18 protein-coding genes and 3 pseudogenes are annotated in these 23,018 nt (G+C 32.6%); 15 read left to right on the forward strand and 6 right to left on the reverse strand.

Features of this window, described 5'->3' with window-relative positions; genetic code table 11:
• Positions 1 to 74 precede the first annotated feature (74 nt).
• The 6 genes from B1B04_RS17150 to B1B04_RS17170 all read left to right on the forward strand — a co-directional run bounded on the left by B1B04_RS17150 (position 75) and on the right by B1B04_RS17170 (position 5,047).
• A complete protein-coding gene (locus B1B04_RS17150) occupies positions 75 to 749 on the forward strand; it encodes a serine/threonine protein kinase (protein WP_079562641.1) in 675 nt (224 codons plus the stop codon).
• 319 nt (positions 750 to 1,068) lie between these two features.
• On the forward strand, positions 1,069 to 1,230 hold the full coding sequence (locus B1B04_RS25725) for a hypothetical protein (protein ID WP_170939005.1): 162 nt from the start codon (positions 1,069 to 1,071) through the stop codon (positions 1,228 to 1,230).
• 30 nt (positions 1,231 to 1,260) lie between these two features.
• Complete coding sequence (locus tag B1B04_RS17155) at positions 1,261 to 1,605, forward strand: hypothetical protein (RefSeq protein WP_079562620.1); 345 nt, start codon at positions 1,261 to 1,263, stop codon at positions 1,603 to 1,605.
• Positions 1,606 to 1,861: 256 nt separating this feature from the next.
• Positions 1,862 to 2,428 (forward strand): TetR/AcrR family transcriptional regulator, encoded by a 567-nt coding sequence (locus B1B04_RS17160; RefSeq protein WP_079562621.1) that lies wholly within the window; start codon positions 1,862 to 1,864, stop codon positions 2,426 to 2,428.
• A gap of 57 nt (positions 2,429 to 2,485) precedes the next feature.
• Positions 2,486 to 4,342, forward strand: a complete 1,857-nt coding sequence (locus B1B04_RS17165) for an alpha/beta fold hydrolase (protein WP_079562622.1) — start codon at positions 2,486 to 2,488, stop codon at positions 4,340 to 4,342.
• A gap of 444 nt (positions 4,343 to 4,786) precedes the next feature.
• The gene (locus tag B1B04_RS17170; RefSeq protein ID WP_079562623.1) at positions 4,787 to 5,047 is read left to right on the forward strand and encodes a hypothetical protein; all 261 of its coding nucleotides are present in this window, start codon (positions 4,787 to 4,789) and stop codon (positions 5,045 to 5,047) included.
• 46 nt (positions 5,048 to 5,093) lie between these two features.
• On the opposite strand, the pseudogene B1B04_RS26230 reads toward B1B04_RS17170, so the two are convergent.
• Together B1B04_RS26230 and B1B04_RS26725 are read right to left on the reverse strand one after the other, a co-directional pair.
• Positions 5,094 to 5,621: pseudogene (locus B1B04_RS26230) on the reverse strand (tyrosine-type recombinase/integrase); the annotation flags it as partial.
• A 201-nt stretch (positions 5,622 to 5,822) separates the two neighbouring features.
• Positions 5,823 to 6,455 (reverse strand): annotated as a pseudogene (locus B1B04_RS26725) (IS66 family transposase zinc-finger binding domain-containing protein); the annotation flags it as partial.
• A gap of 528 nt (positions 6,456 to 6,983) precedes the next feature.
• On the opposite strand from B1B04_RS26725, the gene B1B04_RS17180 reads away from it, so the two are divergent.
• A complete protein-coding gene (locus tag B1B04_RS17180; RefSeq protein WP_079562624.1) occupies positions 6,984 to 9,296 on the forward strand; it encodes a glycoside hydrolase in 2,313 nt (770 codons plus the stop codon).
• A 539-nt stretch (positions 9,297 to 9,835) separates the two neighbouring features.
• Here B1B04_RS17180 and B1B04_RS26730 read toward each other — a convergent pair.
• Positions 9,836 to 10,084 (reverse strand): aldo/keto reductase, encoded by a 249-nt coding sequence (locus tag B1B04_RS26730; protein ID WP_368483753.1) that lies wholly within the window; start codon positions 10,082 to 10,084, stop codon positions 9,836 to 9,838.
• A gap of 333 nt (positions 10,085 to 10,417) precedes the next feature.
• Positions 10,418 to 11,392 (reverse strand): DGQHR domain-containing protein, encoded by a 975-nt coding sequence (locus B1B04_RS17190; RefSeq protein WP_079562626.1) that lies wholly within the window; start codon positions 11,390 to 11,392, stop codon positions 10,418 to 10,420.
• A 133-nt stretch (positions 11,393 to 11,525) separates the two neighbouring features.
• Between B1B04_RS17190 and B1B04_RS17195 the strand changes: the two genes are divergently transcribed.
• From B1B04_RS17195 to B1B04_RS17210, 3 genes are all read left to right on the forward strand, one after another.
• Positions 11,526 to 11,876, forward strand: coding sequence for a helix-turn-helix domain-containing protein (locus B1B04_RS17195; RefSeq protein WP_079562627.1), 351 nt, complete (start codon positions 11,526 to 11,528; stop codon positions 11,874 to 11,876).
• Positions 11,877 to 12,210: 334 nt separating this feature from the next.
• On the forward strand, positions 12,211 to 13,509 hold the full coding sequence (locus B1B04_RS25740) for a GIY-YIG nuclease family protein (protein WP_170939006.1): 1,299 nt from the start codon (positions 12,211 to 12,213) through the stop codon (positions 13,507 to 13,509).
• A 1,023-nt stretch (positions 13,510 to 14,532) separates the two neighbouring features.
• Positions 14,533 to 15,741, forward strand: coding sequence for an MFS transporter (locus tag B1B04_RS17210; RefSeq protein ID WP_079562628.1), 1,209 nt, complete (start codon positions 14,533 to 14,535; stop codon positions 15,739 to 15,741).
• Between the two features lie 207 nt (positions 15,742 to 15,948).
• On the opposite strand, the pseudogene B1B04_RS17215 reads toward B1B04_RS17210, so the two are convergent.
• A pseudogene (locus B1B04_RS17215) lies at positions 15,949 to 16,125 on the reverse strand (DUF6262 family protein); the annotation flags it as partial.
• Between the two features lie 464 nt (positions 16,126 to 16,589).
• A complete protein-coding gene (locus B1B04_RS17220; protein WP_079562629.1) occupies positions 16,590 to 18,902 on the reverse strand; it encodes a S9 family peptidase in 2,313 nt (770 codons plus the stop codon).
• A gap of 222 nt (positions 18,903 to 19,124) precedes the next feature.
• Here B1B04_RS17220 and B1B04_RS17225 point away from each other — a divergent pair, with 222 nt between their 5' ends.
• The 5 genes from B1B04_RS17225 (at position 19,125) to B1B04_RS17245 (ending at position 22,702) form a co-directional block, all read left to right on the forward strand.
• Positions 19,125 to 19,622 carry a GbsR/MarR family transcriptional regulator gene (locus B1B04_RS17225; RefSeq protein ID WP_079562630.1) on the forward strand — a complete coding sequence of 166 codons (498 nt, stop codon included), beginning with the start codon at positions 19,125 to 19,127 and terminating at the stop codon, positions 19,620 to 19,622.
• Positions 19,623 to 19,720: 98 nt separating this feature from the next.
• Positions 19,721 to 20,173 (forward strand): GNAT family N-acetyltransferase, encoded by a 453-nt coding sequence (locus B1B04_RS17230; RefSeq protein ID WP_079562631.1) that lies wholly within the window; start codon positions 19,721 to 19,723, stop codon positions 20,171 to 20,173.
• A 121-nt stretch (positions 20,174 to 20,294) separates the two neighbouring features.
• Positions 20,295 to 20,813: a GrpB family protein gene (locus tag B1B04_RS17235; protein WP_079562632.1), complete on the forward strand. Its 519-nt coding sequence runs from the start codon at positions 20,295 to 20,297 to the stop codon at positions 20,811 to 20,813.
• 69 nt (positions 20,814 to 20,882) lie between these two features.
• Entirely contained in the window at positions 20,883 to 21,434 is a 552-nt protein-coding gene (locus tag B1B04_RS17240) for a GNAT family N-acetyltransferase (protein ID WP_079562633.1), read from the forward strand.
• A gap of 71 nt (positions 21,435 to 21,505) precedes the next feature.
• Positions 21,506 to 22,702, forward strand: coding sequence for a MalY/PatB family protein (locus B1B04_RS17245; protein ID WP_079562634.1), 1,197 nt, complete (start codon positions 21,506 to 21,508; stop codon positions 22,700 to 22,702).
• Positions 22,703 to 23,018 lie beyond the last annotated feature (316 nt).

Here is a 23,018-nt window from a genome sequence, read left to right on the forward strand (position 1 = left end):
GAGGAATAGAGAATCACTATTAAAGTAACTTGGATAATGTAGGTTTCTTCAATGCTAATGAAGGGAGTGATTATTTGGAAAACGACTGGGACAAAGCTATTGGCTCTCTTTCTAAAATTAAAGTATTTTCAAATCCAAATAACGATCCAGTAACCATAAGTGGTGAAGCTAATGATTTGAAGTGTATAGGTGTTGGGACAGATGCGGCTGTTTTTCAGTCTCTTTCTGCCCCAGCCTATGCATTTAAAATATATGCTAAGGACAAATTACACAAAGTAAAAGTTGAAGCAAATGTTTATCAATTATTAGAAGATTCACCTTTCTTTTCAACATGTTTTGCTTCATATGACGAATATCTTATTTTAGGCTATGAAGAAGGAACGACTCTCTTTGACTGCATTCTACAAGGTATTCACATTCCAGAACAGGTTGTAAATGAAGTGGAGGATGCAAGGGAATATGTTCGGAATAAGGGCCTCAACCCCCGTGATATCCATTTGAAAAATATTTTACTACAAAATGGAAGAGCAAAAATAATTGATGTCTCTGAATACACATTACAAGGTAATGATTTTCGATGGGAGCATTTAAAAAAAGGATATGAGCAATACTATCATTTAATAGATGGAAATTCTGTGCCGTTTTGGTTAGTAGAAACGATTCGAAAGTGGTATAACCAGCGGGGAAAGAATTCTTCATATGAGGAGTTTACAAAGAATATTTTAAAACTTCTGTTTAAAAATAATTGAACTAACCGGGGCTTTACTTCATCTATGGAGGAAAAACCTTTTCTACTTAAACAAACGAAGTGTAAAATGATAAGAACTTCGGGTCCAATTATTTTATATTCTTCTCCCTATCTATAATAAATTCTAATAACAATTTGATACTTTTAAAAAAATACATTATCAGGTAATTTTTATATAAAAAGTGTAAATCAAAAGTATTCCGCAATCGGGCGCTTTTCTGTAATGAGGAAAGCATCTTTCTTCATGAAAAGGGCCATATTGTTTAATTGTTAAACTGAATTCTATATATGTTAAAATTATATTATAAAGAAGGGTTTGCATGAATTTTTCTGGAGATACGGTAGATATGGTTGGATTGTTGTTTCAGTTAATACCTATATTGTTAGTAGCGTTACTATTAAGATGGGTTCAGATTATTTGGGTAAATATTGAAATCCAGATTGAACAAAACAAAGAAATCATCTCTTTACTCAAAAAATAGTAGAGAAAAGATAAGAGGAGATAAAAAGCAATGATTGAACAATGTAAATGTGATGAAACATATGATTTAAGAGTAGAAGCAGATATCGGGGCTGATGCTATATGGTGTAATAAATGCCTCTGTAACTTTGAAATATCATATGTTCCAATTTCCATCGAACTGCAATCGGAATTAACAAAATGGATATTAAAATATGGTGAGTGGATTGATTGGGCTAATGATGAAATAGTTCCTATTGGAATTGAACTTGAAGAAATACATAATCAACAAGGATTAAAGCTAACGGAAAAAGTAAGGAAGGAACTTGAAGGGAAATACAAAGTTTCATTTTCCCCTTCTACATTTGCAAAAAGGCATGCAAACAAAAAGAAGTAAACTGCTATTACATAAACAGGCGCATTACTTTTAAAAGGAATGCGTCTTTCTTCATCTAAAGGGCCAGATTGTTGAATTGCAAGCCATCCAAAACAGTTTTGGGGTTCAGTTCAACTTTGTTCAAAATGAGATTAATTATTAGCAGTAAAATCAATTAAAGTATAGCTTTTTTGATCAATTTTTATAAAACTAACAAAAATACTTGCAACACCTATTATAGGACTGTATAGTACTAATTATGACAAGGGTAAAATTAATGAATCAAAAACGTGTGATTGAAGTAGCTGCAACATTATTTTTAGAAAAAGGGTTTGCTTATACAAGCATGGATGAATTAGTTCGTGTAAGCAAAGTTTCAAAGTCTAATGTGTATTATCACTTCTCTAATAAGGAAGAATTGTTGGAAGGGGTCGTTGATTATTGGATAGAAATGTATCAATCTGCAATTGATGGCTTACTATCTCAAAACCAATTATTAGTTGAAGATCGTATCCAACTGTTTTTAAAGCAATTATCACAAGGAGTTCAGACGAGAGAATATAAGGGGAGCTGTCCATTTATTACGCTTTATATTCAAAGCCCTGCAAATGCCACAAAAGTAAAAGGAAAAATAGGTCTTTTTTTTGCAGGATTACAAACGAAAGTTTCTCTATTACTTAAACAAGGGATAGAGAATGGTGAATTTAGAAAGACAATTAATATTGACGAGGTTGCATCTCTTTTTATTACAAATCTTGAAGGAGCGCTATTTATTTCAGAAACACTGAAGGATGCAACTGTAATCATGAAAACAGCAGATCATTTTTTTAACTTGCTTCGATAAAAGAAGCATTTTTTTTACATCAAATTAGTACTGAATAGTACTAAAATGGGGATTTATATGAGAACAGTATTTTTAACTGGTGGCACAGGTTTTATTGGAAAGCAATTAGTGAAGGAATTAGCCAAAGAGCATGTTACAATTCTTCTATTAGTGAGATCGAAAAGTAAAGCAACACGCATTTATCAAGAAAGAGGCATCTTAAAAGAGGCAGTTATGCACTTTATTGAAGGTGATTTGTCGAAAATAGACTTAGGTCTAAGTGCTGAAGATAAGGAGTTGGTATTGAAAACGGATGTGATTATTCACGCAGGTGGCCCCATGGATATTCAAGCGACAAGCAAAGAGGCAGCTTCCGTATTTTTGAATGGTGCCCAACATATTAGTGAATTCGCTAAAAATATTCATCGATTGAAGGGATTGCAACAATTTATTCATGTTGTAGGCTATATGAGTCCCTTTGATGATATAAATAGCAAGATTGCGATAGATGTGTTTAAAGAAGGAAACAATTTTTTGAAAATAAAAAATCCATATGAGAGAACAAAGTTTTTAGCAGATCTTTATATCCGTCAGCAGGCATCAACAGTAGGTTATCCGCTTTCAGTAATTAATCCACCAACTGTAGTTGGTAGTAGTAAAACAGGGAGTACGGAACAAACAGGAGGCTTAGGCTTGCTTGTGAAGAGTATGCGAAAAGGGCTCATGCCAGTGATCCCTGGAGGTAAGGAATATAGATTACCACTTATTGCAAACGATGAACTAGCAAAGTTTATTGTGCAGGTATTCAGATTGGAGCAACCAACTATACAAACATATACACTTGTTGAAGATAAACAACATGATCAGAATATTTCAGAATTATTAGATGCTATGTCAGAAAGTATGAATATGACTGCACCTAAAATTTCTGCCCCATTGCCATTTATGAAAGCACTTATGAATAGTGGCGTAAGCAAAATAACCCAAATTCCTGCTGATGGGCTAAACTTTATTACAAATCGAACATTTTCAAATGGTTCAGCGAAAAAGATTATGGGAGAAGATTGGTTTAAGGAGACAAATGTAATGAAATTTCTCCCAGCCGTAATAGCTGATCTGGATTATCGCATGATGTATCAAAATGGCCAGCACAGTCATTTATTTAAACGAACATTATGTAATAACACTACCATTTACCAATCACAAGGAGAGGGTAAACCGTTTATTTTATTACATGGTTTATTAAGTGATGGAGAGGATTTATTTCCTTTAGGAAAAGAGCTTCATGAAAAAACGGGTCGACCTGTATGGATCATGGACCTTCCAGGTTTGGGACGTTCTCCATTTAAACGAGAGAAAAACCTTTTAAATATCTATTTGAATGTAGTGAAAAAGTTATTGGAGAAAGCTACTAATGGGGCCCATCTAATTGGCCATTCATTTGGTGCGTATATTCTTTTGGAAGCATTAGTACAAAAGTACATAGATAAGAAGTATACAATTACTTTACTTCAGCCACCTGTTGCTAAAAAAAATGCTAAATCGATCAATGTTCCTCAATTTATGAACAAATGGACATTGAAATTGGCAACTACTAATTTGATAGAGCGTTATTTATTAAGTAATGGTTTATTTGAAAGTACGGAGAACATCCCTGAACATTATATTGAAAAAATAAGTAACAGTTTTACTTCTCCTAGAATTTTAAATACCACGGTTCAGCTTAACAGTTTACTATTTAAAAACGTTCAAGGTGATTTCAATGAAGTAACAAAGTATAATCTTCGCATTATTTGGGGGGATTATGACAGAGGCTATTCTGCTCCTTCGCATCTTGGTAAGGTTGATTTTGTTCCATATGGTCATCATTTTCCTCTTAACCATCCATGTGAAACGGCTAATTTGGTAATAAAAAATAGTAGCACTAGCAGATGAGAGTGTGGGATAAATAAAAAGTGGGTAGTAAGATCGTTATTGTAATTCTAATTTCTCTTCGTTTACTTTGAATAAAGTAGTATTGAATCTAATAATCAACAAAGATTAAAAAAACAGAACTAACAAGTATGGTTCTGTTTTTTTAATATGAATTTAATATCAAATTGAGAAAACACATAAGACACCAAAGTCTAAACAATTTTGTCATCAAAGTAAAGTATAAACTTTGATGTCCATGTACAGTAGTTAACCAAGCCCTCCTCCACGACAAATAATTTTAGTTTACATAATATAAATACCTGGGTCACAACAGAACTAATGGATTTAGGAACGATCTATGAACAACTACCAGTAGCATATGAAAACCTATTAAAAAATCCACACTATATTAATGAATTTAAGGATCAACTAATTCGTTTTACTTTTTAAAAAAAGGAGCACGCAATGTTATCGAATACAAGTCCTTATTCTAATAATGCTACACTTTTTTCTAATCCTTCAATTGAAGGTAAAAATGTAACATCACCGTTTCAAACAGCTGAAGTAAACCCTTATTCTTATCGTCAACAAGTCGGGTTTCAATCAGAAGGATTTACAATGCCGTCAACAAATATGAATTATCCTTATCAACCGCAATTAACAACTAATCATTTTCAGTCTAGCTATCCAAATCAATTGAACGGTTACGATTTTTCTAATAAATAATAACTACCCATTTACGGGTAGTTGCTTCCTTTTAAAAAATAAGGAATCAAAATATTCGAAAAGAATCAATTGCTTTCTTTTTCTGTTCAAACTTAACATGTGTATAGACTTGAGTTGATGTAATACTTTCATGGCCAAGTAATTCTTGCAGTGTTCGTAAATCAACGTTATCTTTACTTTGCTGTAACATCAATGTTGCAAAAGTATGCCGTAAGTGATGTAGCGAGAAGCGGGTAGGTGGAAGGCCTGCTTTTTTCAATACATCTTAAAAAATGACATGTAAACCCCGCGGATCTAATGCTTTACGATTTTTATTTAGAAAAACAGGTTCTGTTGGATAAATTTGATATGATCTTAAAGAAGCTTTATAGGATGCCAGAAGCGGCATTAAGTGTGGATGAAGGGGCAATATACGTTCTTTTTTCCCTTTTCCTTCTATTCGAATTGTTTCACTTACCAAATCAACTTGTTCCCAGGTCAATGAAACGAGCTCAGAACGCCTCAGACCTGTTGTTGCTAATAATTTAAACATTAGCTCATTCCGCATCGAAAAACGTGATTGGGAGCGCTCTAAATAGTCAAATAGCTGTTATAGATCCGTTAGTGTCATATAGACAGGAAGTTTATCATCGGTCTTTGGCGATTCAATCCCGTGCGTAAAATCATTAGCTGTGAATGATTTTAAGGAAGAAATTTTTCGGTTCACCGAACGAGGTTTTTGTTTTAATGATCCTAATAAATATTGGATAAAGCGACGTACTTGGGTCTATTCCATTGCTGCATGGAACACCCAGTTTGAAAAGTTCTTATCATTCGTAAGCAGGCCATATCGTTCCCAACGGTAAAGAGGCAAGTATTGGATGAACTTATCATAGATGAGTTTTGCTAGAACGGTAGGTCCCGCAATGCTTCTCTGAATGGCAGCTTGTGGGGCTTTCCCACGTTTCATTTGTGCTTTTTGTGTGGCATCCATTTTGCAGTGCTTGCACTCGTAGGTATGTTCAATATGCTGAATGCGCATCATTTTTGCCGGAATGAATTTTGCTTCTTCACGCGCAATAGTTGTACCGGCTTCGGTCATTGGGCCAAGGTAACAGTCGCATTGTGTATTGGTGGGATGATGGTGAATTTCTTCTATTTCAATCCCATCATGAAAAGAATCATTCCGTTTTTTTTGTAATTTACGCTTAACAGTTTAAGTAACCGTCGCTGAGCTATGTTCTTCTGTGTGCTCAGATTCGTTAAAAGACGGATCGTCATCGAATAAAGAGCCATGTCAGTCTGGCCCTTGATACTTTGATTTTTCCGATTTTGAACCATATAAAGCCTTGGTTAATTGGCGAACTTGTCCAGTCAATGCTTCGATTTGTCGATTTGACTGAGCTAATTGTTGCGCAAGTATTCGAATTAATCGTTAATTTTGATTTTCTCGATTAGGAACGTTCTTCAAATCATTCACCACATTTCCGTTCAGAATAAGTTATGGATGATTATACCAGGGAGTATAAAAGACACCTTTTGCAGATTTCGTTATCGCTTTTAGCTGCTGAAGCGGTAAACCTTCTAAAAGCCAGCGAAGTTCCTTTTGTGAAAGGTTACGTACTTCCTTTTCATCTTTTCTTTTGTTTTTTGATTGCTACCTCACTCTTAGGATTTTTGTTGCAATGTGTATTCTCTATCAATACCTTATTTTTCAGCCATATTTACAATAGAAAGACCTTATTTCTTTATTTCCAAACTATTGGGGTTGGCGAATTGACATAAATGATTTAGAAAATATTTGGAGAACTTTTTACGAATTGGAAAATCAAAAATAGAATCTCTCTACTAAGGATTTGGGCTTGCCTTTTATTTTGAATTAAAAAATAATATGTTAGATTTGTTTGTCACATTAGTGTAACAAACCGATATTACTCTAGGTATGGAGGTGTGTTACATGAAAAAAATTCTATCAATCATGTTAATTGCTGCAATATTAACAAGCGTTCTTACGGGATGTAAGAAAGAAAAAATTAATACAGGTATAGAGGGTAAACCACAAATAAATAATTTAGACTTTAACTTTAGTGTGGATCCTGAGACACTTGCGCTTGAGGTGGAATCCAATGGAATTACTGAGAAATTATCTGAACCATTGGGGAAAATGAAAGTTTCAAATTTAAAAGACAGTGGAGATAACATTAGCTGGAACTACGCAGAACAGGGAATTAAGGTTGATATCGAAAAAAAAGATAAGTATGTTGATGTAACCATAAAATCCAGCAAAGATGAAGACAACATGTTTGCATGGCCAAAAGTGAAAGGTGACGGATATATGCTCCCATTAAATCAAGGGAAGTATATTCCAAGCAATGATTCAATTTGGAAAAATTACTTAAGTGAAGAAAAAATGAAGGTAATTGAGGCTTTATCTATGCAATTTTTTGCAGTTGATAAAAGTGGGTATTCACTAGTATATATAATTAAAAACCCTTATAATAGTGAAATTGTTTATAATACAGAAAACGATATTGAGTTTACTTTTAATCATGAGTTTCCAACTATTAATAAAGAGAAGGAATATGGTTTCAGAATATATTTAACGGAAAAAAATCCAGTAGATGTTGCAAAGACCTATAAAAATTATTTGATTGAACAGGGGAACTTCAAAAGCTTGGCGGATAAGGCTAAAGAAAATAGTAATATTGAAAAGCTTTATGGAGCACCTCATGCTTATTTTTGGGACAGAACTGTGATTTCAGAAGAAAATATTAAATGGGCAAAGCTGAGAGACAGTTTTCCCGAAAAACTGAAATTATGGATTCAGAGGCTATTAACTACTAATGTTGAGGATGGATCAGAGCTTTCATCAGCTTTTGAAGATTTAAAAACCTTAGATTATGTAGATAAATACAATAAAAAAAGAATAATAAAAGCCTTAAGTGCCGTAATGCAACTAAAGGAATTCTATAATCCGGAAGTATTTACTGAAACAGATAAAGATACTCAGAGGCTGTTAAACAAAGGAATAGAAAAATTAAATCCCGTTGAATTAATTGACCTAAATAAGAGATTATTAAAAAGCATGCTTGGAGAAGTAGTTGACCCAATAAAGAAGTGGGCAGATGCTAATACTGTGGATGTGATAAAGGACATGAAGGATTCTGGGCTAGAAAATATGTGGATCGGCTTGGATGATTGGCAGGAAGGATTCATTAAACCAGAGTTAGTAAAAGAAGCAGAAGAATTCGGCTATCTATTTGGTACCTATGATTCATATCATTCAATCCATGAACCAGGTAAAGAGAAGTGGGAAACTGCTAAATTTAAGGACACTTCACTTTACGAGAATGCAACTGTAACAAATAAAAATGGAGAAAAGATTGAAGGATTCCAAGGTGCAGGTAGAAAGTTGAATCCGACGCTTGCAATGCCTAGTGTAAAAGAAAGAGTAACTTCGATTTTAAATACTGGCTTAGCATTTAACTCATGGTTTTTAGACACAGATGGTACTGGAGAAATCTTTGATGACTATTCGCCAGAACATATTACTACTGAAAAGGAAGATATCCAGGCTAGGATTAAGAGAATGGAGTATCTGCAAAAAGAATGGAATATGGTAGTAGGAACTGAGGGCGGAAATGATTTTGCTAGCAAATCTATTGCCTTTGCACATGGAATAGAAACGCCATCATTTTCTTGGATGGACGAGGATATGGCAAAAAACAAACAAAGTGAGTATTACGTAGGGAGATACTATTCGAGTAATGGTGGAGTTCCCGAAATGTTTTCTAAACAAATACCACTAAAGGATAAGTACAAGAAGTTATTTTTGGATTCAAACTACACGATCCCATTGTATAAGTTGGTTTACAACGATTCAGTGATCACAACTCATTGGTGGGGATGGGGAACCTTAAAATTTAAAGACGAAATAACAAATAGAATGTTGTATGAGATACTTTATAATGTTCCTCCTTTATATCATATAGATAAACACGAGTGGGAAAAACATAAAGAAACAATTGTAAGGCATTCAAAGGTATGGTCAAATTTTAGCAAAAAAGCAATAACGAAAGAAATGACAGATTTTAAAATAATTTCAGATGATAGACTCGTTCAAATGACTGAATATGGCGAAGCATTAAAAGTAGTCGCGAATTTTTCAGAAGATAAATTTAACTATCAAGGCAAGACAATACCAGGAAAATCAGTGTTAATTATTGATGGAAATAGTAATACTATCTATTCACCGGAAAAAAAAGCGTGAAATTCGCAATAGTGTAACTGCTAATAATTTTCCTTTAGATAATCTTCAGAGAGGCTAAATCTGAACGCTAAGGAATAGTTTACAAGAAGACATAGAAGTAGCTTATCCATTGTGGAGGTTCATTGAAAAAAGGATAAAAAAGTAATAATTACGTATGCTGCAGTTAGCGTAAAAATATTAGAAAAAAGGTGAAGTTTACGTATTAAAATGTACCCTATAAGATAGACACTTTCAAAAAGGTCATCTTATAGGGTATTTTTGTTTATGTTGTAGAAGAAACGAGGAATAAAGGGCTGTCGGGAACAAGGCTAGGCTTGTCGTATTACATGAACGTTCATAGCATACTTTTAATCAAACTTTATTCCACCCCCAACACTAGAATCCAGATTCCAGCTATTCATCTCACCTTATTCAAGGAATCTAGTTTCAAGTGTGATTGGGGGAATATTATTTTTCGCAATTTTGTGAAACATTAGCGATGACATTACTTTAAAAATACGGATGTGCCATCATCTTATAGGAAAACCCGATTTTCGGAGTTAACGAAGAAATTGGGTGATCCATAAAAAGAAATTATTGTTTGGATTAACAAATCCTCTTTTATTTTGATCCAAGTTTGCTATTTTATTCATTTCCTCTGCGGAAAATGTGAAATCGAATATATCCAAATTTGATTTTAATCTTTCGCGATTAGCTGATTTTGGTATAACTGCTGTGTTGCGGTCTATGTTCCACCTTAGCATAAATTGCGTGGTAGTTTTGCCGTGTCTTTCCGCAATTAAAAGGATTCTAAACGCTTTATTTGAATGGCCAGAAAATCATTTTCATGCATATCAAGATATGGCATCTATATTGAAAAATTATTCATATGACATTCTAAGTGAGTTACTAGAATCTTTTTATTCAGAGAAAAAGCCTCAAATATTATGGTTAATCAGATTAATCGAAAGTAACTCCAAAATAAAGTTAATAGATGAGGAAGGACAATGGATCTAAAGTCAGCTTTTATAATAAAACGTTTTCAGTTTATTTTTATCTAAATAGCTGATTTCGTAATAAACACTTTTATAAAACTGCACTTTTCATTTAATAAAGCCTCCGAAAAATCGGAGGCTTTATTATTAACTATTTATACAATTTAAAATATCATCTGCCAACATTTTAGAACCCGTAGCCCCTTTTAAATACTTTAAATTCCCTGTAGATAACCAATCAACCTCTTTCAAGTTAATTAAAAGTTCGGTAATTTTTACAGAATCCGGTTGTTGAGATTTCATTGAATAATTGTCATTAATTATTTCATTTCCAACAATCGCCAATGCATTTAAACAAGTAATATGTGTCATTCTATACAACTGATTATCATTCCACTGTTCTGGAAACAAATCTTTTATTAAATTGAAGTAAAGTAAAGCTATATTTAGTTTTCGTTCTTTTGAGAGATTTGCTAAAGCAGATTTTTTGGTTAATAATTTTATGATGTTGTACAGATTTTGTAATGTTACGTTTTTTTCTTTAGTTCTTCTTCCAATTAAGGTTCCTTTACTAAAGAATGGGCTCTCTGGCTTTAGAATTAAATTTGTAGCGACCCAGCTTATTTCATCATTATCCCTATTTAAATAGCGACTTAGTGATGTACCAATACCCTTAGCTTTTGAATTAATTACATCAAATAATTTAATTTCTTCATCCTCATCTAAATAATGAAAAGCCAGGAAGGGAACATTAAGTGTGCTGTCTGTTTCATTAATATATTCACTTATTCCACCTAATCTATGCTGCCCATCCATTAATGTAGCTTTAAAATTTCTTCTTTGACCATCATATGCGTGAAATTCCCAATGTCCTGAAGCATTTAATAATATTGGCGTGTAAAGAGCATCTTCACCTTGTGATAAATAACTTGCAAAATCTTTGCATCTTTTTTTATCAATAGGACGTTGATAGCCTTTACCAGAAGAATCATTATAAAGTTTTGAATATGAAAAGTTGACTGCAATTTGAGATGAAACAAAGCCTTGATACGTAACACGACCACGCATTTTAGACTGTAATACATTTTCTATTGCTATATTTGAAGGTAAGTTATTACTCATAATAAAAACTCCTTAACAAAAATTTAATACTTAAACAGCATAGTACTTATAAGTACATAATTAAATCAAATTTATACTATATGTATCTGTAAGATAGTACAAACCTCACATAGTCTAAATGTGAGGTGATTTTGTGGAAAGTTTAGTCAAATTAGTTGGTAGCAACATCAAGGAAATTCGGAAATTAAAAAAACTAACTCAGGAAGAATTGGCCGAAAAATGTGGACTGCAAACTTCATATTTGGCTGGAGTTGAAAGAGGGGATAGGAATATTACCATCCAGACCTTAGAAAAGATTACTGAAGGCTTGGAAGAAGCACCGAGTAGTATCTTTAAATTTGATACTCTAAATTTCGATAACAAGTATTTTGAAAAAAAAGAGTTGATTATGATCTTGCAAGATCTAATAGAAGGTAAAAGTGAAACCGAACTCCGTTTAATATTAAATATTGCAAATGAAATTTTTAAGACATACGAAAAATGAGATCTTTAAAAAGTGGGATAAGTCTAATATCATTAATTTACACACTTATTCAATTAGTTTTTTATAAGGATGTACAACATATAACACTAAAAATTAATCTTTGAAAAAATGAATAAATGTTAAAGAGGGAACACTTATAAATTACAGAGCAGCATGGTTAAAATCATGCTTCTTTTTTATGTTAAGAAGAAATATTTTCAAAATACCTCGTCATTTATCGTACGTTCAAATGTGAAAGTTAGTATTTTATTTAATAATTGTTATTCGAAGTAGGGGGCTATAAAGAATCTATAATTTTGTTGAAATATTACATTTTCAAAAAGGAAGTGTTGTTATGGGGATTTTCAGTAAATTGTTTAAGAGTAAAAAGAAAGACGTAGAGCTTGGAGAGAAGAAAAAGGTGAATACTAACCAAAAGCCAGTTTCAGAAAATACAAACTCAAATAAATTTGAATACACAGGTGGTCTAGGATTTTCAATAGGACTTAACAATGAAGGAAATATAAATTTAACATCATTACCCGTTGGTGTATCAACAGGTAGTACTGAAAAAGATTTTTATGTGTATGAATGGTTTATTAAAGAAACAGGAGAAATATTCTATGTTGGCAAAGGACGTGGCAAACGTTTTATAGAGTTCCATCAGCGAGCATACGAAGCTGAAAAAATCCGAAAAATGTATGAAACAGATAATCATTTCGTTGCTACAGGGTTAACTGAAAGTGAAGCGATTGAATTGGAAAGCAAAGAGATATCTCGTATTTTAAACGAAACTAATGATAGATTAACCAATCGTCATATCCCTTTGTTTACAAAACGAGGGAATGGCTATGATCGCAGTCCAAGTACACCCAAAATACAGTTTGAAACGGCGCCAGTTTTATATGCATCTGAAATAGAAGAACATTATTTTGGTATACAACACCGTACTTTCGATGAAGTTCAGAACGAAAATTTAAAAGCTGTTGCCTTTATTACACGTAGTATGCGTGATGAAATTAGTATTATATATGGTGGGAATTTAGAAAAGTATAAAGATGAGGTTACAAACACGTTAAAAGCAAATGAAAATAAGGTGCTGAAAAGTAAATTTGCTAAATCTGTAACGGCATGGATATACATTGGTGATGATTACGTCATAAATTACGATATTGATCAAGAGAAAGCCTTAATTGAATTAGGAGGTCAAATTCCAACGTATCATTTGATTGATGTATGGAAACATTTAAAGAATAAGTTTGAAGAGTTTGCTTCTGTTTCGAAAGAAGAACCAGTAATCAATGCTATTCATAATCGTGTACCATTAAAAGATATTAAAAATCTAAACAATTGGGAGAAAGGCTTTGATAAAGGTTTTCATTATTACGAAGAAGGTGATAAAGAACGCAAATCCGGCAACATTATTGGAGCTATAGAACTATTCGATAAAGCACGTTTTAACGGGTATAATGCACCTGCGCTTTATAGTTCTTATGCGAAGGCTTATCGTAAATTAAAAGATTATGATAATGAAATTGCTATTCTTGATGAAGCAATCGAGCGCTTAAAATCTGAAGTAGGTAATAATAATGAAACGCGAATTATGGAATTTAATGAGCGACGTACAAAAGCGATAGCTTTAAAATGTAAGTAACTATAATACTAAACACTCACTCGGATTTAACAAACTATACTATTTTTAGTATCCTATAGGTGTTTTCATTACTGATTAATAATAGATAGTGTGACGCATTTAATTGTTAATCCAATAATTTTTAGAAGTGTATGTTTGACAATAAGTGCAGTTACTAATAATAGGCATAGTGCTTGTGCAGCTATGCCTATTATTTAGTAGTTAAGAAAGTTTAATTACTTCAATATATCTATACATTCCGTTTAACATTATGGGTTCATCTTTTATAATTTTGAGTCTTCGTTCATTTTAGTTAATCAATCCCTCAAAACTTCGTCCAATATCAGTTCCTAACATGCTTATAAATGGTCTAAACAGTTTTTTTGTTAGAGTTATTTTTTGATTTTTAGGAGCAAATTTTCAAAGATCAGAATCCTTCCATCCTTTTTTAAAACTCTTATCATCTCTCCAAAGCATTTATTTTCATCAGGAACAACAGAGAGAATTAATTCGCTTACTTAGAATTAAGTAATACACAATCTATTTAGACAAGAGGGTTTGTCAAGAAAAAACAGGTCCCTTTCGATTATACGATAAGACTTTAAGAGATTTAATTAATCGGTATATTCTTCTCGTATATAGAACAAAATGGTTTTGAACTTAATGAAACTTAAGACACCAAATTTTAAAATTTGGTGTCTTAAAATAAAATGTCTAAAAGTTCTTGTCCAAAACTAAGGACAAGAATTTTTAGATTTTGTATAATAAAGACAAGAACCTCTATATATTATTTTTTCTGAAATTTTTTTGAAAACAATGCTATAATTCATATAAGTAATTATTGTTGATACAAAACTTGTGATAAATCTACATCCCCCAGATTTATCGATATATGATAGGAGTCAAATTTTAATGAATAGTCCAATTTAAAATCCCCCTATTAATTCATAATTCTAATGAAATATTGGGGATATAAAATGAATAGTCCAATCTAAAATTCCCCCTATTGATTCAAAATTTGAATGAAAAAATGGGGGATATATAATGAAATTAAATAGAAATTTTTCTTTATTACTTTTGGGTCAGTCACTCGCTAATATAGGCGATGTATTATATATAGTAAGTGTTATAAGTACAATTTTTTTGTTAACAGATTCTGCAATTGCAGCATCTTTTGTGCCATTTACGATTGCTTCTTCTATGTTTATATCCAGTCTGCTGACACCTCTTTTGGTTGAGAAATTAAATCTTAAATGGTTACTTGCTGGGTCACAAATTGCAAAAACGATTTTACTCTTTATTCTAGGGTTTATGTTAATTGGTTTAACAGCAGCTAATTATTATTTTATCTTTTTAATAATAGGATTGATTGCTTTTTTTGACGGTTGTGCAAATCCAATAAGACAGACATTGACTCCATATTATGTTAAACCTGAACATCTAATTCAAGCTAATGGCATTTCAGAAACTGTTACGCAGGTCATACAAGCAGGTATGTGGTTCGTAGGAAGTTCATTGCTAATTATTATGAGTTCTCAACAACTTATTTGGTTAGTTGGATGTTTATTTGTCATTGCAAGCATAATACTTTGCCTTTTAGAAAGTGTAAACCATGAAACAACCGAGTTAAAAGGGAAACTAGAAAAGATTAAAGAGGGTTGGAAAACCTTATCTAACACGCCAGTATTAAAAAAGATTGCTTGGATAGAATTTTTGGAAACAATGGCAGCAACGGTTTGGATAGCTGCTATTTTATATGTGTTTGTCAATGATGCATTGAACGTTGATGAAAAATGGTGGGGATTTATCAATGGAGCTAACTTTTTAGGTCTGATTTTAGGAAGTGCTTATTGTATTAAATTTTCGTCTTTTGTTGAAAAGAAAATAGGAACCTTTATTTTTGTCGGTTCATTCGCAAGTTTCTTATTCACAATATTATTTAGCATCAACAGCATTCCATTGATTTCCTTACTTTTATCATTTTGTGTAGGGCTTTTTGGACAAATTAAAACCATTCCTCAACAAACAGTTATACAAACTAGTGTGACAAAAGAACAGTTGTCAACTGTTTATACTTCATTAGGTGCTATCGGAACTGGGATTTTTGGCGTTGGTTCTCTTGTTATGGGAGTATTAGCAGATTTGTTAGGGGTTAGAATTGTATTCGTTATTTCGGGGCTATTGCTTGCGATAGTAAGTACAATTGCTCATAAAAATAAGCAATTGTTTATTAGAAATGTTATGGAACAATAAATTTAAAGATGGAGGATTTTATTTTCTATAATGTCCTTTGATTTTTAATGACTGTGTGATAGTTAGTGAAGTAAGACCATCATTTTTGATGGTCTTTTTTATTGGATTTATTGTACTAATGAAGTGCTTTAGCTCAATGACTCTCATCTAATTGATGAAACTTTTTATAAAAATAATTAGAAAGGTTACCTCCATTTTGAGCAAGCTTTTCTCAAAATGGAGTGTTGCTTTTGATATATTTGCTTCACTGGATACAATGTTAAAGTTAATTTTTTCATTGGTCTTTACAAGCCTTTTAATTGCTTTATCTACCTTTTGATAGGTTTTTACCTTACGGTTGGCATGAATCGCTTTCAAATGTGCAGAACTATCATAATCAGACATTTTTAACACCTAACTTTCTTTTCATCCGATTATTTCTACCAGAGATAAAATTTCCTTCTTGGATGTTACACTTATTACAGCTCGTGGCATTTATAACGATGTCAGTAATAAACGTGATAAGTATGTAACACTTATAGATATTCGAGAACTAACTTTAGCATAGCTAATTAATCAGTAAGAGTAAGTAGAATATCTATGTGGAATATCGAGTCCTATATAACGGCAACTAATTTCAATATAAGGAAAGAATTTAAAAGGATCACTATACTAGTGACCCTTAGTAACAAAATCAGTAGCTAGATGCTATACATTTCTATTATGTGACGTAATAAGATAGCTAACTTGTATTGAAATCTGATTGTTGTTTTGTAAAAAAGATTGATAAAAATGTGTTGTAAACGTTCATTTACTGACAGAAAAGCATAATTGGAGAGGGGGGAGATTCTCCCATCAAATTAATGTAGTTATCCTGGAAACATAGGATCTTTAATGGAATATTCTTTAGGGGGTTCTACCTTTAATAAATGCTGAACAAAATAGTCCCACCGTCGACGAATATAATAAACATCTGCACTAATACTGTGATGCCGATTAGGAAGAATCATTAAATCAAAATCTTTGTTTGCCTTAGTTAGTGCGTGTACCATTCGGATCGTCAAAGAAGGATGCACATTATCATCCATATCTCCTGTTACTAAAAGTAATTTTCCCTTTAACTGACTTACTAAGAGCGTATTATCTTGTTCTTTATATAGTTCAGGATCAAACATTCCTTGAAATCGTTCGCCCCAAAAGGCTAAATAATAACGTTGATCGTGATTTCCACAACCAGCAACTGCAACCTTATAGGTTTCAGGATATGATAGGATTGCTCTAGTAGATCCGTAGCCGCCACCAGATTCCCCGTATATACCAACACGGTGTTTATCTAAAAAAGGGTACCGCTGTGCTAATTGTTTAAGGGCTACTACATGATCTTCTAAACCGGCAGCTCGTTCTAAGTTTCCATTAGAATAATCATGAAACGATTTGGAACGATAGGGTGTGCCCCTTCCATCCATTATAATAACTGCAAATCCAAGCTGAGCAAATGCCTGTGCTCCACCTGTAAAATCTAGAGGTCCTACTAAAAACTCACCACCCCAAGTAAATTTTTTAGGAGTGTGAATGAGTTGAGGACCACCATAAAAACTATCTAAAACTGGATATTTTTTATGTTTTGTAAAGTTTGCTGGTCGTATCAAAATCCCATATAAATCAGTAACTTCATCAGCTGCTTTAACCGTGAAACGTTCAGGAATATTGTACCCCTTTGCTAAAAGTTGATTCACATCTGCTTTTTCCAAATGACAAACAAAGCTTCCATCAGTTTTACGTAATACGGTTTGAGGTGGTAAATCAACACGGGAGTAAGTGTCTACAAGATAGTTATAACTAGGGGAGATAAACACCTCATGTTCTGCATCTTCAGGGGTTAAAAGCATGAGTTCAGTTCCATCAAAGCGAACTCTATAGAGATGTTGAAGATAAGGATCACGGCCAGTTTCTCTCCCTCCCGCTGTAAAGTATAACCATTCCTTCTCCTCATCAACGCTTATAATTTGGCGAACTCCCCATTCTCCCAACGTTATACGGTTCTTTAATTGTCCAGTATTTCCATCATATAAGTATAGGTGTGACCAACCATCTCGTTCGGAATGCCAAATAAAGTCATTGCTTTTATTTATCCATCTTATGTTCACACCTCCAAAGCCGAGATTATATAAATCTGTAAATATAAAACTATTACTCTTTTCCTCTAATAAAATTCTAGCCTTACCTGTTTCAGCATCTACTAAGATAAATTGGACCATTCGATAATCTCTAGAGAAATTTAAAAAAAAGAAATTATTACTTTTATCTGTCCAAAATGCAGTTTGTGAATTATGCGTTAAAGGTGACATCATTCCAGAAATTATAGGACCGAAATCAACCTTTATTGTAGATTCACTTTCTATATCGAAAATAAAAAATTCTATTAGTGGAACATATTTATCACCAACCAAAGGATATCGGTAAGCATGAGCTTCAGGTTCACCTGCTTGATTTTGTGGAACCGACTGTATCAAATGTAGTGTTCTAACTTTTCTTTGATCCAACCTATGAGAAACAACTTTTTTAGAATTTGGCGACCATAAAACCAGAGGTGGTAGATGTTTTTGGTACAAACGATCAAAAACTGCACTTGTGCTTGAATCTGGCTGAATTCCATAATCATAATATGGTTCACCATCGACAGTAAGTGCTTTAACACTTGCAGTATTTAAACTGCGCAAATACAAGTTATTATTTTTAGTAAAAACAGACCAATCTCCGTCAGGTGAACAGCTTTCATATGGCGAAAGTCCTCTATTTGTTTTTATCCTTTTACATTCATATTGATGTAAATGACAAACCCAGGAGGCTTCCTCTATACTAAATTGAATTGAATGCTCGTTATCGATAAAGCTGAATGAATCAAATGGAAGGTCATAAGGAGTATACGGATTCCCTGTTAATAGGGAAAGAGCATTTGCCAGCTTTTCATGATCGAATGCTTCTTTTCTTTTTTTCCTTATTGGATCAACCACTATAAATTGCTTGCTGCATGTATTTATATCTCTTTGATACCAAAAGCACTCTGATTCTCCGAACCAGTTCGGAATAATTTTTCCATTAAGTACATCCTTTAGCGTATTCCAAACCAGTAATCTCTCTGCACACTCATAATGTTTATCTTCAATTGATGATGAATTCATTAGACACACCCCATATCGTTAATATCATTAAAATTGTTCTTAACGATATTAACGATATGGTAGATGTAATATTTAGTCAAATAAAAACTTGGATTGAAAATGGAAATTTAAAAATAAAATGATCTAATTTAACGCTAACACACATTGACAATATCCTATTCATTATTTATCATTAATATCGTTAACGTCATCGTTAATGATAAAGTGATAAGGAGAACTAAAATGTCTAATCTTCATAATTTACAGGAACAATTTAGCCAAGAATTGGAGAAATTAAGTGCTGACGGTGGTAATTTATTAGCTGCAAGACTTTTTACTGCTTTATTATTTTCGTCTAAACCATTAAGTTTACAAGAAATGGCTAATCAATTAGGAGTAACAAAAGCCGCTGTAAGCATCCGAATTCGTGATTTAGAAGCAGGTGGATTGTCAGTGAAAAAATCTAAAATAAGTGATAGAAAAGATTATTATTATGTAGCTGAAGATAATAGCCTAATAATGGCTCAAACACTTTTAACAAAAATGAAACAATTTTTATCAGGTACTGAGAGTATATTAGAAAACTGGCCAGAAGAGTCAGATATCCAAGAAGATCAATTAGATGACTATCATGTAGCTAAAAAGAGAATACAGGACTTCCATTTGATATATCAGCTTGCTTTTCAGCGAATTGAGGGAATTGAAGATGAATGGAGATCTAAAAGAAAAGGTATTGATTAGCAAAAATAGGAATTGAAACGCGGTATTGGAACAATATTAATTTTTAATACAGTATCACTCAGCCATTATAGAAAAAAAGCAAAATAGGAGGTATTAATATGTTATTTAGAAGAGCCCAAATTGAGGATAGTAATATATTAAGCAATATAGCTTATAAATCAAAAGCTTACTGGGGTTATACAGAAGATTTTATCCGAAAATGTAAAGATACAGATGCTTTAACGGTAACAAAAGAATATATAGAAAAGAATTCAGTTTATTTAGTTGAAAGTGGGAACGAAATAGTAGCATTTTATAGCTTTGATATAAATGAAAAAAAATTAGATGCACTATTCATAGAACCTAACTATATCGGTAAGGGATTAGGGAAAATAATATGGGGCCATTTATTAAATAAAGCAAAGGAGTTAGAGTTAAACGAGTTTACTATAGATAGCGATCCTAACGCAGAAGGTTTTTATTTAAAAATGGGAGCAAAAAATATTGGTTCTGCTCCATCTACTGTATTTCCTGACCGTAGTCTCCCTCTAATGAAAGTTAAAGTAAATTAAATATTTAAATAAAACCATTTCAGTTCTATTTCTCCAAAGTAGGATTTCTTCACAACTTTATTGAAGTACCCTTTTATAGGGGAACATCGAAAGAATAATAAATAATAGAAAGGAGATCCTTATGGAAAAGGTAAATTTTTTTGATAGTGAACTATTCAATAAAAATGTTGAGAAAACATTTTTATTGAATAAAAATAAGATTAAAATGCTTTTGCCTGATGTAGATATCCAGCATGTGGGCAGTACAGCAATTCCTAATAGTTTAACTAAGGGGGATTTAGACATCCAAGTACGTGTTTGTGCTGAGCAATTTCCGAAAGCTGTGGAACTACTTTCAAGTATATATGAACATAATGAGGAAAGTATTAAGACTGATACCTTTAGGGCATTTAAAGATGATACGACCAATCCACCTTTAGGCGTGCAATTAACTATAATTGATGCTGATTTTGATTTCTTTTGGAAATTAAGAGAGGTTTTATTGGCTAATATCAATTACCGTGATGAATACGATAATTTAAAGAAGGAATATGAAGGCAAATCAATGGATATCTATAGAGAAGCCAAACATAAATTTTTCCAAGGATTAATGGAAACTCCTGAGTTTAAAAATATTATAAGTAAAAGTAATAACACTTAAATAAATTCAAAACCACTCTTTTGATAAGAAATAAATCGAATGTTAGAGGTTTGAAAGGATGGTAATTAAATGAAAAATAAATTTCCTATACTTGAAACAAATAGATTAATTTTGAGAGAAATAATGCTAGAAGATGTTAATGATATATTTAAATACTTATCTGATAAAGATGTTGTTAAACATATGGGAATAATGCCCTGTGAAAATGTAAAAGATGTTGAAGATGAAATTGGATGGTATAAATCAATTTACGAAGAAAGTACAGGAATTAGATGGGGAATAACTCTAAAAGATAGTGGTAAGGTTATAGGAAGTTGCGGTTTTCTTAATATGATTACAAAACATAATAGAGCTGAAGTTGGGTATGAATTAAGCAAAGATTACTGGGGAAAAGGGATAGCTAGTGAAGCATTAGAAGCTGTTGTTAATTATGGTTTTCATCACCTTCAGTTAGAAAGAATTCAGGCATTAATTGAACCAGCTAATCTTTCATCACAAAAACTTGTTGAAAGGCAAGGCTTTAGTAAAGAAGGTTTGCTGAGACATTATGAATATACTTGTGGTAAATTCGATGATTTATACATGTACTCAATTATTAAAGAGGACTTTAGTAAAGTATAGTTTGGTATAAAAAGCTAGCTACAGTTTATTTCTTATTGTAAATCCCTAAAGGAATCTATGGAGAAGATATTATGATCAAATATAATTTTGATGAAATTATTAATAGACGAGAAACTGATTCTATAAAATGGTCTAAAAAACATCTTCAAGAAAATTTTGGAGATGCAGAAAGCATTCCAATGTGGATTGCAGACATGGATTTTAAAGTAGCTCAACCTATCATTGAGGCACTAACAGAGAGAGCACAACATGGTATTTTTGGTTATGGTCATAAAAGTGATGAATTTTTAGAGTCAGTAGTAAATTGGCATAAAAAGAGAAACGGATGGGATATTGAAAAGGAATGGATACTTTTCACGCCTGGAATAATACCTGCACTAAATTTTATTGTAGAAACATTCTGTAAGCCAGGTGATAAGGTGATAATTCAAAGTCCTGTCTATTACCCATTTGCTAACATTATCACCAATAATGGTTGTCATATTGCTAATAATCCATTGATATTTAATAATGGAAAATATGAAATGAACTTTTCTGAATTAGAAAGAATTGCTCAAGATAGCAGAACAAAGCTCATGTTTTTATGTAGTCCCCACAACCCAGTTGGACGTGTATGGACAGCTGAAGAGTTACAACGGTTGGGTGAAATTTGTTTAGAGAATAATTTACTGGTGATTTCAGATGAGATCCACTCTGATTTAATATATCAGCCAAATTGCCATATTCCATTTGGTAAGATTTCTGAGGAATTTAAAATGAACTCAATTATATGTACATCGCCTTCAAAGACATTCAATCTTGCAGGTTTGCATATTTCTGATATTATAATACCCAATGAATCATTAAGGGAAGAATTAAACCATAAACTAACAACAATTGACATCGATCCAGGATCTTTTGCATCAGTGGCTCAGATAACAGCATACAATAACGGGGAAGAGTGGCTTGAGCAACTTATTGAATACCTGCAAAACAATCTTGATTTAATTGATAAATTTATAAAAGAACGAATGCAAGGAGTAAAGTTAGTTAGACCTGAGGGGACTTATTTAGCATGGCTTGATTTTAGTGATCTTAATTTTACAGATGTGGAACTGCAGCAAATGCTGCAGAAAAAAGCAAAAATTGCACTGGATGATGGATATATCTTCGGGGCGGGGGGAGAACATTTCCAAAGAATCAATTTTGCATGTCCAAGAACTATTTTAGTAAAATCTTTAGAAAACATTGAAAAAAGCCTTATGGATTTGGTGAGTATTGGAAGATAAACATATAATAAGAGAGTTACTCATATAGTTGAACGATAGTCAGTGACCGTTTGATCTCCTTCAAAATAACGAAGAAATAATACTTAGGACCTTCTTCAACTAATGGGGACGTTAGTTGAAGAAGAATCTTTAAAACAATCGTTGAGGGCAGACAGACGTAATATAGTAAGAGGGAAACAAAATTTCCTAAAACAGGTTCTAAGTCAAATGTTGGGGTGCTATACTCTTTCAGCACCTTAACCCAGATGAACTCCAATTTCTTTATACTTTAAATTTAATAAGATTTTTGCTCGAAAGTGATCGAAGCGTCGAAAGC

Origin of the sequence: Lysinibacillus sp. KCTC 33748 (genome assembly GCF_002237755.1) — a bacterium.
GTDB lineage: Bacteria > Bacillota > Bacilli > Bacillales_A > Planococcaceae > Lysinibacillus.